The sequence below is a fragment of the Streptomyces fodineus genome (assembly GCF_001735805.1).
Classification (GTDB): Bacteria; Actinomycetota; Actinomycetes; order Streptomycetales; family Streptomycetaceae; genus Streptomyces; species Streptomyces fodineus.
Genome location: NZ_CP017248.1, coordinates 9550606 through 9563886 on the forward strand (window position 1 = coordinate 9550606; position 13281 = coordinate 9563886).

Below are 13281 nucleotides of genomic sequence, written 5' to 3' on the forward strand. Positions count from 1 at the left end.
CCGCACAGCGACGGGCTACCGGGGGCGGCCGCGGCGTCGGGTCACCCGACACCCCCGCCGAGTGGTCCTTCGCGACCCACAAGCCGTGTCCCATCGACGGCTGCCCGGGCCCGGCCCAGGTGCCCATGCGGTCCGCGGCCCACCCATCGGTACTCGATCGCGGCGGCCTCCACCACGACACGGTGCTGTGTCAACGCTGCGGGGCCGGCCCCTGCGTACCGGCGGAGGTGTGAGCGTGGACGTCACCCCGATCAGCGGCAAGGGCATCGATGCCCCGCCCCCGCACGAGGCATATACGAATGCGCCCGATCTGCGCCGCGAGATGCACCAAGTGCTGGCCCCCGGAGCCGAACGCGCCTGGCTGCTACGCCGGAAGGCCCTCATGGACCGGAGGGCCCTGGACGACCCAGGCCCCGTCGCAGCTGCCGCGGAGCCCGCCGAGCAACTCGTCCTCCACGACCGCCGGCATCTCGACCTGGCTGCCGGCCCGCACCACCCCGACACCATCACGCTCGCGTGGCCTGTCCAGATGAGCCACGCGCATGACCGCCAGTTGCCACGACCCGCCACCAGTGACAAGGAGCCACAGAACATGGGTGGAAAGCAGAAGACACTCGCCATACTTGCCGGAGCCGCGCTGGCAGCCGGACTCGCCGGCCCGGCCTTCGGGTCCACCACCGCTCACTCGCCGGCCCTGCGCACCGCCGCGACGGCGTCGGGGACGTCGGTCGTGGAATGGAACCGCGAGCTGGTCACCATCCTCAGCAATCCGAAGGCGCAGCCGTCCACCGTCCAACCCACACGCAGCTTCGCGCTTCTCCAGGCCGCTGAGTACGACGCCGTAGTATCGATCACCCGGGCCGGCCCCGCCTACATGTTCTCCGTGTCGGCGCCAAGAGGCGCTCGTGCGGACGCCGCAGCGGACCAGGCGGCCCACGATGTGCTGGTCGCCCTTTACCCGGCCAAGCGCGCAGGCGTGGACCAGCGGCTGAGCAGCCAATTGTCCGCGATTCCCAGCAGCCCGGGCAAGCAGGCGGGTATTGGTGTGGGAGCTGAGGTCGCCCGCAGGCTGATCACCCTGCGGTCCAATGACGGATCCTCAGCCAAGCCACCGCGGTTCCGCCCCGGCGACAAGGCCGGGGACTACCGGCCCACCCCGCCCAACTTCCCGACACCGGTGTTCACGGACTGGGGCTCGGTCAAGCCGTTCGTACTGGCCGACGGACGGCAGTTCCGCCCGGCACCGCCGCCGGCCGTGAGCAGCGCCGCGTACGCCACCGCCTTGAACGAGGTCAAGAGCCTGGGGAGCAAGACCAGCACCACCCGCACTCCCGATCAGACGGCAGCCGCGAAGTTCTGGGCGGCGGCGCCCGTCTGGAACGTCTGGAACCAGGTCGCGCAGGGCCTTGTCACCTCCCAGAACGCGAGCCTGGAGAAGGCGGTGAAGGTCTTCGCCCGGCTCGACCTGTCGCTCGCCGACACCGCGATCGCGATGTACGACGCCAAGTATGTCTACCACGTGTGGCGGCCCGTGACGGCCATTCGGCTCGGCGGTATGCACTACAACCCGAGCATCGTCGGCGATCCCAGCTGGACCCCTCTGCTGCCGACCGCACCGGATCCGTCCTATCCCGGCGCTCACGGCGCTCTCAGCCAGGCTGCGGCAACGACGCTCGCCGGACTCTACGGGGCGCGGCATCATTTCGCGGTGACCTCGAAGGGCGTCACTCGAACCTTCACCGGCTTCCAGGACGCCGCCACCGAAGCGTGGCTCAGCCGGATCTGGTCCGGCCAGCACACCTCCCTTGACAACCACGCGGGCCAGCAACTCGGCACCCAGGTGGCCGACTTCGTGGCAGGTCGGCTCTGACCGCACCGCCACGCTACAACCATGGACATGGTTGGGCCGAGAAGCCAGTGGTCCCGGCGCATCGGGTACCACTGGCTCGGACCACGCTCAGAGGGCGGCCATCCTGCGCGCCGAGGGCCCGCAGCTGCTGGCCGGCAGGCAGGATGTCTGCCCGCAGGAAGTCCTGGCTTCCTGTCACCGCGACGCATTGACTGAATGACTGTCGCGGTCGGGCCCACCCGGTTGCCCCAGGTCGCTGAGCGCGGGCCCGCCCATGTCACTGTCGGCGGACCCGCAGTCGGGGGCCTCGCTCGAGTCTCCGTAGGACTGCTGGAGAGTCACTCTTTTTCAAAGGTCCTGACGTCCATGCCGGGGATCGGCGTAAGGACCGGAGCCAGGATCCTCATCGACGTCGGCGACGCCAGCAGCTTTCCCACTGCAGCCCATCTGGCCGCCTACGCAGGTCTCGCCCCAGCGACGAGGAGCTCAGGCTCCTCGATCCGCGGTGAGCAACCGTCCCGGCGGGGAAACAAGCAGCTCAAACGAGCCTTCTTCCTCTCCGCGTTCGCGTCGCTGGCCGACCCGGCCTCTAGGACCTACTACGACAAGAAGATCAGCCAGGGCAAACGCCACACTCAAACCCTGCTCTGCCTCGGCAGACGACGAGCCGGACCGTAATCGCCCTCCAAATCCATCAGTACCGGCTTTCCCAGCCGTCGACCGATGTCCCGCAGGAAACGGCAGAAGAGATCGAGTCGCTCCTGCCCCTGGAGCTCCCGCAGTTCTACATCGAAGTCGATCTCCTCCACCGCATGGAAACGGAAGATCGCCAGCACCTCGGTTGACAGCCAGACCCGCAGCTCAGGGCACTCGGCGTCGGCCGGGCGGGTGAGCACTGCATCCGCCCTGGGCGCGGGCAGCACCGTCTCGCCCTTGGAGTACTGGCACTTCCAGCCCCGCTCACCGACGAGATCAAGGAGTGCCTGCCAGTCCTCCACCGAGGCATCCGGGACACGCACGTCCGGCAGCGAACCCATCAGATCAGGATCGAAAAAGTACGCAACGTCATCCCACGGCAGATCAGACACCCCGCCATGCTGCCCGGCAGCCCATCACGACGCAGCCCGATTTCCTTGACGAACCACATTGGGGCACCCCCCCCGCGGCAGTACGGCGCGTTCCAGTCGCCCGCGGACATGATCAGCGAAAGCGAGCTCGCCGGCCTCCCAAGACCACCTGGGCCACGGCCCCGGGCTGGACCATGATCAACGATCGGTCCGGCGTGGGTCCGTCGTCGCCATGGCATGAACCATCAGGATCATCAGTTACACGAGGAACAACCGACAGCATGTCGTTCCTCTCGGCTTGGAGGAGCTTTTCATGCCTGCAGAACTGGACGGATCCACCGCTCTTGTCACCGGCGCTACCGCCGGCATCGGCCGGGCCGTGGCCCTTCGCCTGGCAGCGTTGGGGGCCTCGGTCATCGTCCACGGGCGGGACGAGCAGCGGGGTGCTGAGACCATCAAAGAGATCGCTGCCGCAGGCGGGAAGGCTCGGTTCGTTGCTGCGGATCTGAGTAGCTCTGAAGATGTCCTGCGTCTTGCCGCTGAAGCAGGCGAGGTGGACGTTCTGATCAACAACGCCGGTATCTACCGGTTCGCCAGTACGCCGGACACCACCGCCGAGATGTTCGACGCTCAGATGGCTGTCAACTCACGCGCGCCGATGCTCCTGGTCGGTGCCCTCGCTCCGGGAATGGCTGAGCGGGGGCGTGGCGTCATCGTGAATGTGAGTACAGCGGCGGCTACCACGCCGGTGCGGGAATCGGGCGCTTATGGGGCCTCCAAGGCTGCACTCGAACTTCTCACCCGAGTATGGGCTGACGAGTTCGGCGCCCAGGGCGTCCGCGTGAACGCCGTGGCTCCGGGCCCTGTCCATACCCCCGGGACGGAGGAGATGGGAGGTGAAACCCTCCAGGCGATCGGGCGAACCACCGTACTGGGGCGGGTCGCAGACCCTGAAGAAATCGCGGAAGCGGTTCTGTTCCTTGTTTCGTCCCGCGCCAGCTACATCACCGGTGCGGTTCTCGAGGCACGCGGCGGACAGCTCGCGATCGGCTGACCCTGGGCAGATGAGAGAGCAGGCGACCGCGAATGTTGGGGTGTACATGACGTCCACTTCCCCTCATCTGGGAGCCGATCCGCGTAGGTGTCGTAGGTCTGAGCGCGAGCGGCGGGTGGGCCGCCACCGCCCATGTGCCGGCACTGGCCGGGCTCGATGGATACGAGTTGCGAGGCCCTGAGCTCCAGCGGCGCCGAATCCGCGCGTGCGGTCGGCGAGAAGTATGCAGTGCCGCTGGCCTACGGCAGCGCGGAGGAGCTGGCCCGCAGCGAGGAAGCCGATCTCGTGGTGGTGCCGGTGAAGGTTTCTCATCATCGGGAACTCATCCGACCCGCGCTGGAAGCGGGAAAGATGGTGTTCAGCGAATGGTCGCTCGGTGCCGACCTCGCGCAGGCCGAGGAGTTGGCCGACCTCGTGCATCGCAGGAGTGTTGTCCTGCCCTTCGACCAGCAGCTGATCGCCGCGCCGGTCGAAGACGGACGAGCCTCCTACACAGACCTCGCCCGCCGCGCCGACACCACCCCCCTCACCGCCCGTCGCCGCTTGGAGGCACTGGTGGACGGCCCAGGTCCTCAGACTCGCGAACGAGGTCGACCTGGCCCGGCTGGGCATCCGCACCGAAGCCCTGCTGTGGATCACCGTCGCACCTGGCGGACTGGAGGAAGTGGTGCCATCGGCTGATCTGTCTCGTTTCTCGATTGACCGTGGGGGCTCGGCCGTCGAAATGCGCGAGCGTCATGGCGTGCAGAACCTCGACGGTCACGCCGGTGACGTGAGAGATGCCGACAGCTTCGTGGTCGCGGAGCAGAATCGCCCAGCGGGCCGGGATATCGCGGCGGCAGTCGCCTGCTTCGACCCGTCGGGCCAGGCCGAAGGCCGGCAACAGGTCACTCAAGGGTGTCCGGAAGCGGTAGGCGATCGCCTCGAACCACGAGTCCAGCGCTTCGCCCGGTAGTGGCGGGACTGTGATCGGAAGCGCACGTAGCGTAGTCACGCTGTCTTCTTCTTCCCCGCGGCGCAGGGCCGGTGAAGCTCATCGGGGTCTTTCTGGGAGGCGGCGTCGTTCTTCACCTTCGACAGCAGCTCAAGGTCGATCCGTTCGGCGCCTGTGGGTATGGTGCTTCGACAGGCGCGGTTGATCAGTGTCATGAGCGAGCCGATTCGCCAGGTGTTGAGCGCGAACAACTCGTCGGACACATCAGCGCTCACGCCGGCGACCCGGTCCGCCGGGTCGCCCCGCCCTCAATCGCGAACACACTATTGCGTCAGTCTGTTCGCCACCTTCGGTGCGGCCATGGCCACTTCCCCCACGCATGTACGGCCCCGCTGGGAAGAGCGTCACACACCGTTGCCATATGCCACCAGAGCGCATGCGGTCTGTACCAGCCGCACCGGCTGCGGACCCTTGTCCCAGGTTGCTGGGTAACGCTCCCTCGCTGACGTGGGCGCGGCGCTCAGCTCGCGCCCGTACAGCGTTCACCGGACTCGGCTACCCCGGGGGCGCGAACTCTCCTGGCTTTGAGTGGTCCTTGATTGGCCTGGAAGCGGGAAACGACGACGGCTGTAAGGGACAAGATCGTGAGACAGAATCCGTGTCCCCTGGATGAGACAGCCCAGAGAAGTGCAGGTCACCATGCCGGAACGGGACATTCCGATTGGGTGCCTACACAGGTGGCCCCACGCCTGGGTGAAGACCTCGCCGACCGCGGCCGGCGACGTTGCCGCAGTCGTCGAGGAGCCCCTGACCGACCCGGCTCGGCACGAGGATATTCGGTACTGTCCGGGCGGCCACCCGATTACCCCGCCGATGAAGCGCGAACCGGCCCGGCGAGTTCCCCTCTCAGGCCGCCTCGTGCTCCGGCTGCATGCCTGTTGTTGACGACTGGTCCGGGGTCGTGATGACTGCGGTGCCGTCGGTGAGGTGGAGGACGAGGTCGGCCTGGGCCGTCAGGCGCAGGTCGTGGGTGATGAGAAGGGTCGTGCGCCCGGAGGTGAGGCGGCGCAGCGGTGCCATGATGCGCGCGGTGGAGGCGTCGTCGAGTCCGGCGGTGGGCTCGTCGAGGATCAGCACGGGGGCGGTGCGGAGCATGGCGCGGGCGAGTGCGATCCTGCGGCGCTGGCCGCCGGAGAGGTTGTTGCCCCGTTTGCCGACCGGGGTGTCGTAGCCCTTGGGCAGCGCGCTGACGAAGTCGTGGGCGTCGGCCGCGACGGCGGCGGCGAGCACGTCGGCCTCGGTGGCGTCGGGGCGGCCGTAGGTGATGTTGTCGCGGACCGTGCCGTCGAAGAGCATGCTGTCCTGCGGGAGCAGGGTGATGTGGCGGCGCACCTCCTCCAGGGGGAGTTCGGCGATGTCCCGGCCGTCGAGCAGGATGCGGCCCTTAGACGGCTCATGAAAGCGCAGCAGGAGCTTGCCCAGGGTGGACTTGCCGGTGCCGCTGGGTCCGGTGACCGCGACGAGCAGGCCGGGTGCGATGTCCAGGGCCACCCGTTCCAGTACGGGGTGTCCGCTGCCGGCGTACGAGAAGCTGACGTTCTCGAAGGTGACGGCCCCGCGGACCGGTTCGGCGAGCGGCGGGACGTCCTTGCCCGGGGCGGTTTCGGGGAGGGGGCCGGTGCGCAGGACCTCGATGAGGCGTTCGCAGGCGGCGGTGGCGGAGGAGGCGCTGACGACGAGCTCGCCGAGTTCCTGGAGTTTAGGGTGGAGATAGCCGAGGAAGGCGGCGAAGGAAAGCAGACCGCCGACGCTGAGGTGGTGTTCGGAGATCTGCCAGGCGCCGGCGCCGATCACGGCCAGCACGCTGAGTGTCTCGACCAGTTCACCCATCGGCCCGTACACCGACGACAGCCGGATCTGCCGTAGTCCGGCGCGCATCCAGCTGCGTCCCTCGCGGTGCACCTTGCTGTACTCGGCCTGCTGCCGGCCGTACGCCTGTACCAGGGGCATGTTGGCGAGGCTTTCCTCCAGCAGGGAGGCCAGGCGGCCGTTGCTGTCGCGTTCGGCGCGGGTGGCGGAGCGCATCAGGGTGCCGAAGGCCCGGGCGCCGAACCAGATCAACGGGGCGGCGGTCAGGGTGATCAGGGTCAGTTGCCAGCTGGTCCAGAAGGCTGCCACGGCGAACACCACCGCTCCGGCGGCGGAGGTGATCAGTTCCACGGGCGCGGAGGCGACCAGTGACTCCACGGACTCGATGTCTCCGGTCAGCCGGGATACCAGGTCGCCGGTGCCGAAGCGGTCCAGGGCGTCCGGAGGGACCTGTTGGAGGTGCTGGAAGACCCGGTCGCGCAGGCCGAGCAGGAAGTGTTCGCTGGTCCAGCCGGCGAGATAGCCACCCGCCGCGGAGGCGACCGCGCCGGCCACGGCGAGGCCGAGCCAGAGTGCGGCCGGTTCCCAGAAGGCAGTGAGATCGCCGGGGGTGAGCACGTCGTCGGTGAGGACGCCGACGATGCCGATCGCGCCCGCATCGCACCCGGCGGAGACCATCAGCAGCACGGCGGAGACCAGGATGGCCGCGCGGTTGACACTGACCAGCGGCCAGAACGTGCGGAACGCGGCCAGAGGAGAGATACGGGCATGCCGTATCCGGGACGAGGCACTGGCCGCGGGGCCCGCCCCGGATGCGGCCACGGGCATGGTCATGGGTGCTGCAGTGTGCATGGCCGGCGCTTCCTGGGCACTGCCCGATCCGACGGCGTGCCGGGATCCGTCGCGCACCTGTGCTGCACGTACGGACCCCGGCACGGTCTGCCTGTGCGATCGTGTTCAGCGACCGCCGTGCTACTTGGCGCCGGCCTTCTTGTGCTTGCGGTGGTGGTGCTTCTTCTTGTGGTGCTTGGCCTCGCCGGCGGCGCCGCACTGCTTCTTCTTGGCCTTCTTGGCCAGCGTGATCTTGGCGAAGGACATGGTGAGATATCCCTTCCTGATGGACAGTCAAGCGGCGCTGCTCGCCGCTGACTTGATCCTGCGTTGCGCCTGTGAGTACGGGTGCGGCTGGTGCCTCATTCAAGAAGGAAGGTGAGTATTGGCCTATGTTCCCTTACCGGATCCACGTCCGGGAACGCGACCGAAGCACTCACCGGATCCCCTGCCCGCTGCCCAGCGAAGCTCGGCTCGAGTCGGACTTCGCCGAGGAAGCCGCCGGACCCGTGCTGCCGCGGGTTGTCGTGGGTGCCGACCGCCGCGAGTGATTGCCGGCCATGGCCTGTGCCCGCCGGGGATAGTGGCCGGACGGCGGGCGGATTCTGGTTGCCGGCAGATGGTCACCAGGCGAGGTGGCCGGAGCCACGCCCCGCCTCGCAGTCGGGTGAGTGGGCAAGGGCGTGATATCTGCGGGCTGTCCCGGAGACGAGGCGTGCACTCGGGCAGGGGCGGGCGGAGCATGTCAGGGCCCCGGCACCTACCGCTGAGCGACGAGATTCTTGGGAATGCGCTGTTTGTTGACGCCCGATGCCGCAGGCCTGAGCCGGGGTGACCTCATAGCGTCCGAGGCTGTCCATCCGGCGCCGGGCCACAGCGATGTCCCCGAGGCGAGCCTGGACGACGGCACGCCGGAAGCCCAGCCCGTCTGCCCCTGACGGTGGCTGCGAACTGGCCGAGGGCGCCACACTGCACGAGCCCTCGACACCTGGCACGCGGAGATCGCCCCGCGCCCGTTCGAACGTTGATGGTTTGCCACTGGCAGAGGGCTGTGGTCAGTGGCCGCCGCTCGGAGGCTCGCAGTCAGTGCCGTCGGGGTAGCCGCCGAAGGCATCCGCCTTGGCGGAGTCTCTGCTCATCGTGCCCTCCATACACCAGGGAGAGGCGCCGATGTCGATGAGGAAGCCGACCCCGGTGGACCCGTCCTGGTACACCTGCACCTTCCCGGCGGAGTAGCCGAGGCTGGTGAGCGCGTTGCGGACGCTGCCCGGGGCGAAGTCACCGCGCCGGCGCAGCGGTTCGAGTGCGCTCTTGACGCGCCCGACGGCGGTGAGTCCGTCGCAGCGGCTCTGACCGTGGAGCGGGATGGGAACTCTGAAGCCGTGGTTTTCGGCGTAGTGGTCGGTCGGCGGCACGGTTGAGGTCGGGGTAGCGGCGGCCGTGGGCGCCGTCGGCTTGGGGCTCTCCCCGGGGCAGGGGAAGTCCGCTGGTGTACTCGGCGTCGATATACCGGTCGGCGTTGGATGCGAACGCCCGTACACGTCGGCGGTATCTCCTGCCCGCTGCGTTCCGCACCCCGCCGTCAGCAGGACCATCACCGCCAACGGCAGCATCCCGAGCCGGGCTCTCGTCTTCTTCAGTGTCGTCATCCCCCGATCCTCCCCCGCAGCTCGGTGGCCGTCATGAGTACTTTTACTCATCAGGCCACAACAGGCGCCCCGCCCGTCGTGCCGACTGCGGCCGGACGCTGCTCGGCCAGCACAACCGGAACCGTCGCTACCGTTTAATCCCGCAGCGGTACCGGAAGCACCCCCGTGTCGCCGTCAGGCGACTCCGCTGTCGCGCCGGCTTCATGACCCCATCGCCTTCCCCGCGACGCCGCCGCCTTGTCGCAAACGGTACATTGAGCATGCCTGTATGGGTGGTGCTGAGCGGATTGTCCCATCGGGGGGACAGTCTATGACTCCGTAAGTTTCACACGTTTCTTGCCCGCTGAATTGCCCTTGTCGCGAATCCGTGTCCGACGCGGTGGTCGGTGGTTGGAGCAATGGAAAAGCGTCGACAGAAGCGTGAGTTCAATTTGATCTGTCGGTTCGTCAGCTCCCTGTGCTAACAAGGGCAAAGCCCAGTAGATGGGCGAATTCCCGGGGGCGTTGCGCCGCGGGCTTTGACTGGACCACGCCCAGAAGAGGAGAACTTAGTGCGAGATCGGTCTGCCCGGAGCGGTCTTGCCAATCTATCTGTCGGCGAGCAGGATCATCTGGCCGATGGCATGTTCCGGTGTGACACCGTCATTCCGGCAGTACAGACAAGCGCCGTCACGCCACTGGGCGGGCTGCCGCGTTGCCCCACGTCACCCCCGCCACATGTCGGCCACGGAAGGGGCCAGGACAGTCGCCTGGGCATGGCCCGCGCGGGCGGCGGTCGGTCGTCGCGTGTCGTCCGTCATGTTGCGGCCCATCGTGCGGCGCGCGGCGCGGTCCGGGGACAGCAGGATGACGCGCGTGCCGTCGGCGGACAGTTCCGCGGCTTGCTGCGAGGCGCTCGGATGCGGCCCCACCGCCTGAGGAATCGGCACGACCGCCAGCACCCGGCGGTACCCGCGTGCGAGCTGGAGGTTGGCGGTCGAACGACTGCCGCCGTCCATCCAGCGCCGGCTCGCTACGGTAACGGGCGGCCATACGACGGGTACGGCGCAGCTCGCCGCGACCGCTTCGTGGAGTGTCGCTCCGGAGCGTGAGTCGAACACCTCAAGTTGTCCGGTGCGCGCATCGATTGCGGTGATCCGCAGCTCTCGCTCGGGCCAGTCGCGTACGTCGCCGAGGAGCGCGCCGACCGTGTCGAAGACCTCCGACTCCGGTCCGGTCCGGGCCCGTAGCGCTGCCCGGGCGAGGCGTTCGATGGAACGCTGGGGATCGCGGGAGCCGAGCGCCGCCCACAGGAAGCGGGCCGTCTGGCGCGCTGTCACCGGCAGACGGACTGCGTCTTCTCCGGAGAGCTGACGTTCGTACAGATCTGTGGCCGGGACGCCGGACAGGAGCAGGGATCCGAAGACGGCACCGGCGGAGGTACCGATCACGACGTCGGCGCTGCGGAGATCGATCCCGGCCTCGGTGAGCCCGGCGAGCACTCCGGTCAACCAGGCCCCGCCCACCGGTCCGCCGCCGCCGAGCACGAGTGCGGTGCCGGACATGCTTCCCCTCCCCGTGAACGACCGCGGACGCCCCGCCCGCGGTAGGTGAAACGGGGAGCTGTCCCCGGTTGCTCTGTCGACGATAGCATCCGTACCGGGGAACGCTCCCCGGTACGGGGCAGGAAGAGGGAGACAGAATGGACGACCGTCCGCCGGCGGGACGCCGTGACGCGCTGCGCAACCGGAAGCTGTTGACGGACAAGGCCCGCGAGGTCTTCGCCGAACAGGGCTTGGATGCCCCGCTCGATGAAATCGCCCGGCGGGCGGGCGTGGGCAACGCCACCCTCTATCGCCACTTCCCGACCCGTGCCTCGCTCGTCGACGAGGTCTACCGGGATGCGCTCACCGAGACCACATCGGCGGGCGAGCGGGCACGGACCGCCGAAGACGCATGGACGGGACTCACGGAGTACCTGCGAACAGTGTTCGCGGGCCTGGCGGCAGACCGCGGCACCAACGACCTCATGACCACCAACCTGGAAGGCGTCACCTCCCTGGAGGAGATCCACGCCCACAACCGCGCAACCATCGACGGGCTGCTCCGGCGCGGTCAGGAGCAGGGCACCATCCGCCCGGACCTCACCACCGAGGACCTGCTCTTCGCCCTGGCCGCACTGGGCCGGGCTGTTCCCGCGCTCACCACGGTCGCCCCGGATGCCTGGCACCGCCCGCTCGCCCTGCTCCTCGACGGCCTTCGCGCCCGCCCGGCCACGCCCGCTCTGCCGGCGCCGGCCCTCACTTCCGCCCAGCTCGGCACGGTGCTGCTCAATCTGGGCCCGCATAGGCGGCGTTGACAGGCCTCTGGCTCACGCGGTTGCCCTGGGAGCCACCCTCACCAGGAACCTCTCCGGCTCGACATCGAGATCATGGCCGTCTTCGCCGCCGGAGCGCTCCTGGAGACCATTCCCGGCCGTCCCGGCCGTCCCGGCCGTCGCCACCGGCATGGTCCTGTGTGGGGCGAGCATGCCGTGGATCGCGGTCGGCCCGACCACGGTCGTGCTGCGCCACACCGCTCCGGAACTGGTCGGCCGGGTCTACTCCGGGTTCAACATCATGATGACCCTGCCGCAGATTCTGGCCATGGCCTGCGGCGCCGGTCTCATCGCTGTGGTCAACTAGAAGGCGGTCCTGGTGGCGATGGCGTCAGTGGTCGTTGTGGCGGCCGGATATCTCTTCACACGCCGGGAGCGGTGGGCGACAGCGGATGAGGTGTCACGCGAGCCGGTCCGTGAGGCCGGGCCGGCGTAACCAGCGGGACGGGGCAGCAGGCTGGGACAGAGGGAGGGGCCGGTGCAGGTGGACCAGCGAAGTGGTCGAAGCAGCGGGGCACGTCGGCGTGCACACCTGCCGCTGCCGCGCGGGCTGCGCACCTTGCCGCCCGCCCCCGCGCCGTCGCCGTCCTCATCGCCCCGGCCATGCTGTACGGCGCGTGCGTGCACCTGATCGAGCTCCTCCTGTGGGGCTTCCGCTCCCGCACCTGGGCCCCGTTGTGGCTCAACGGCTTCTGGAACTCGCTGATCGTCCTCGACACGCTCTCCGGCGCCCTGCTCCTCAAGGGACGCCGGAGCGGCCTGTACGTCACGTGCCTGACGACGTTCGCGGACCTGGCGTCGAACCTGTACGCGGTGTACGGCGTGCGGCACAGCAGCCTCGGCGCGGGCGCGGCCGACGTGGTCGTCCTGCTCGCCTTCGGCCTCATCGTCTTCGCCACGGCCCCCTGGCCGCACCGCAGGCTCGCCAGGGCTCGCCTGTAGCCGTCCAAGAGCCGTCGCCGAGCCGCGTGCCCTCATGTGTCAAGTCCCGAATGTACGTGTCACGGAATTCCGGGACATGACGCGGTTTGCTTTTCAGGGCTTACTGAAGGAGGCGGTTCGCGCAGGGCAGACGGTCCGCCGGCAGCGTCGAAAACCCCTGACGGTGTCCCAGCCGATTCTCGTCTACGGAGGCCCCCATGAAGCGCATCTCGAACCCTCGGCAGGTTCTCATGCTCGCATCCACGACCGCCCTGATGGCAGGAGGCGTGCTGCTGCCCGCCACCGCATTCGCCGCCGCCCCGGCGACACCGCACACGCCGACAGCAGCTCACCGGGATGGAAACGGCCCTGGTCCCGATGATGGCAGCGGCAATACCCAGGTCCCCAACCGGCCTGGACCGGACAACCCGAACTACGACGACACGCAACACAGCATGATTTACCGGATCTATGCGCCCTGGCTTTATCGCCACAACGACTGACCTTGAGCCAGAACTGTCGCGTGAGCGTGGTCGAGGGCGCGTGCGGTTTCCTCTGGAGCAACGGCTCATCGGCGCTTCACACCCTGGGCGAAGACCGGGGTGTGGGCGCGGTTCCACCGCCTGGTCCTCGACGAACTCGGCTCCCGCGGCGGCCTGGACTGGTCCCGCCGCACAATCGACTCCGTGAACATGCCCTGAACTCCGCGCCTCCTACGCCCTGCCCGCACAGTAGGGGAGGGGCGCTCGCG

General features: G+C 68.5%; 13 protein-coding genes and 3 pseudogenes. 9 read left to right on the top strand and 7 right to left on the bottom strand.

The window, feature by feature from the left end; all coding sequences use genetic code 11:
- Positions 1 to 235 precede the first annotated feature (235 nt).
- Both BFF78_RS41495 and BFF78_RS44280 read left to right on the top strand, forming a co-directional pair.
- Positions 236 to 1870 (top strand): vanadium-dependent haloperoxidase, encoded by a 1635-nt coding sequence (locus BFF78_RS41495; RefSeq protein ID WP_159033153.1) that lies wholly within the window; start codon positions 236 to 238, stop codon positions 1868 to 1870.
- A gap of 309 nt (positions 1871 to 2179) precedes the next feature.
- Positions 2180 to 2527, top strand: a pseudogene (locus BFF78_RS44280) (transposase); the annotation flags it as partial.
- Here the strand turns inward: BFF78_RS44280 and BFF78_RS41500 are convergent.
- On the bottom strand, positions 2485 to 2937 hold the full coding sequence (locus BFF78_RS41500; RefSeq protein ID WP_069783184.1) for a hypothetical protein: 453 nt from the start codon (positions 2935 to 2937) through the stop codon (positions 2485 to 2487). The pseudogene BFF78_RS44280 and the gene BFF78_RS41500 sit on opposite strands and share 43 nt — an antisense overlap.
- 292 nt (positions 2938 to 3229) lie before the next feature.
- Here BFF78_RS41500 and BFF78_RS41505 point away from each other — a divergent pair, with 292 nt between their 5' ends.
- Both BFF78_RS41505 and BFF78_RS48850 read left to right on the top strand, forming a co-directional pair.
- Positions 3230 to 3970, top strand: a complete 741-nt coding sequence (locus BFF78_RS41505; protein ID WP_069784146.1) for an SDR family NAD(P)-dependent oxidoreductase — start codon at positions 3230 to 3232, stop codon at positions 3968 to 3970.
- A 156-nt stretch (positions 3971 to 4126) separates the two neighbouring features.
- On the top strand, positions 4127 to 4651 hold the full coding sequence (locus tag BFF78_RS48850) for a Gfo/Idh/MocA family oxidoreductase (protein WP_227026191.1): 525 nt from the start codon (positions 4127 to 4129) through the stop codon (positions 4649 to 4651).
- 67 nt (positions 4652 to 4718) lie between these two features.
- Here the strand turns inward: BFF78_RS48850 and BFF78_RS50360 are convergent.
- From BFF78_RS50360 to BFF78_RS41530, 6 genes and pseudogenes are all read right to left on the bottom strand, one after another.
- Positions 4719 to 4964: pseudogene (locus BFF78_RS50360) on the bottom strand (TniQ family protein); the annotation flags it as partial.
- Positions 4961 to 5179, bottom strand: a complete 219-nt coding sequence (locus tag BFF78_RS41515) for a hypothetical protein (protein WP_159033154.1) — start codon at positions 5177 to 5179, stop codon at positions 4961 to 4963. The pseudogene BFF78_RS50360 and the gene BFF78_RS41515, both read right to left, overlap by 4 nt.
- A 631-nt stretch (positions 5180 to 5810) precedes the next feature.
- Entirely contained in the window at positions 5811 to 7625 is a 1815-nt protein-coding gene (locus BFF78_RS41520; protein WP_227026081.1) for an ABC transporter ATP-binding protein, read from the bottom strand.
- Positions 7626 to 7745: 120 nt separating this feature from the next.
- Positions 7746 to 7871, bottom strand: a complete 126-nt coding sequence (locus tag BFF78_RS49485) for a hypothetical protein (RefSeq protein WP_257786894.1) — start codon at positions 7869 to 7871, stop codon at positions 7746 to 7748.
- A 788-nt stretch (positions 7872 to 8659) separates the two neighbouring features.
- Positions 8660 to 9019, bottom strand: a complete 360-nt coding sequence (locus BFF78_RS48855) for a hypothetical protein (protein ID WP_227026082.1) — start codon at positions 9017 to 9019, stop codon at positions 8660 to 8662.
- A 938-nt stretch (positions 9020 to 9957) separates the two neighbouring features.
- Complete coding sequence (locus BFF78_RS41530) at positions 9958 to 10797, bottom strand: patatin-like phospholipase family protein (protein WP_069783188.1); 840 nt, start codon at positions 10795 to 10797, stop codon at positions 9958 to 9960.
- A 137-nt stretch (positions 10798 to 10934) separates the two neighbouring features.
- Between BFF78_RS41530 and BFF78_RS41535 the strand changes: the two genes are divergently transcribed.
- The 5 genes and pseudogenes from BFF78_RS41535 to BFF78_RS47510 all read left to right on the top strand — a co-directional run.
- On the top strand, positions 10935 to 11591 hold the full coding sequence (locus BFF78_RS41535; protein WP_069783189.1) for a TetR/AcrR family transcriptional regulator: 657 nt from the start codon (positions 10935 to 10937) through the stop codon (positions 11589 to 11591).
- A 169-nt stretch (positions 11592 to 11760) separates the two neighbouring features.
- The gene (locus tag BFF78_RS46600) at positions 11761 to 11916 is read left to right on the top strand and encodes a hypothetical protein (RefSeq protein WP_159033155.1); all 156 of its coding nucleotides are present in this window, start codon (positions 11761 to 11763) and stop codon (positions 11914 to 11916) included.
- Between the two features lie 296 nt (positions 11917 to 12212).
- Positions 12213 to 12551 (top strand): hypothetical protein, encoded by a 339-nt coding sequence (locus BFF78_RS41540; RefSeq protein ID WP_069783190.1) that lies wholly within the window; start codon positions 12213 to 12215, stop codon positions 12549 to 12551.
- 197 nt (positions 12552 to 12748) lie between these two features.
- Positions 12749 to 13033 carry a hypothetical protein gene (locus tag BFF78_RS46605; RefSeq protein ID WP_159033156.1) on the top strand — a complete coding sequence of 95 codons (285 nt, stop codon included), beginning with the start codon at positions 12749 to 12751 and terminating at the stop codon, positions 13031 to 13033.
- A 51-nt stretch (positions 13034 to 13084) separates the two neighbouring features.
- Positions 13085 to 13225, top strand: a pseudogene (locus tag BFF78_RS47510) (IS5/IS1182 family transposase); the annotation flags it as partial.
- Positions 13226 to 13281: the final 56 nt, after the last annotated feature.

Excerpts from the sequence above, each read along its gene's own strand:
- BFF78_RS46600 (WP_159033155.1), top strand. The coding sequence starts at position 11,761 with ATGCCGTGGATCGCGGTCGGCCCGACCACGGTCGTGCTGCGCCACACC.
- BFF78_RS41535 (WP_069783189.1), top strand. The coding sequence starts at position 10,935 with ATGGACGACCGTCCGCCGGCGGGACGCCGTGACGCGCTGCGCAACCGG.
- BFF78_RS41520 (WP_227026081.1), bottom strand. The coding sequence starts at position 7,625 with ATGCACACTGCAGCACCCATGACCATGCCCGTGGCCGCATCCGGGGCG.
- BFF78_RS46605 (WP_159033156.1), top strand. The coding sequence starts at position 12,749 with ATGAAGCGCATCTCGAACCCTCGGCAGGTTCTCATGCTCGCATCCACG.
- BFF78_RS41505 (WP_069784146.1), top strand. The coding sequence starts at position 3,230 with ATGCCTGCAGAACTGGACGGATCCACCGCTCTTGTCACCGGCGCTACC.
- BFF78_RS49485 (WP_257786894.1), bottom strand. The coding sequence starts at position 7,871 with ATGTCCTTCGCCAAGATCACGCTGGCCAAGAAGGCCAAGAAGAAGCAG.
- BFF78_RS41530 (WP_069783188.1), bottom strand. The coding sequence starts at position 10,797 with ATGTCCGGCACCGCACTCGTGCTCGGCGGCGGCGGACCGGTGGGCGGG.
- BFF78_RS41540 (WP_069783190.1), top strand. The coding sequence starts at position 12,213 with ATGCTGTACGGCGCGTGCGTGCACCTGATCGAGCTCCTCCTGTGGGGC.
- BFF78_RS48850 (WP_227026191.1), top strand. The coding sequence starts at position 4,127 with ATGGATACGAGTTGCGAGGCCCTGAGCTCCAGCGGCGCCGAATCCGCG.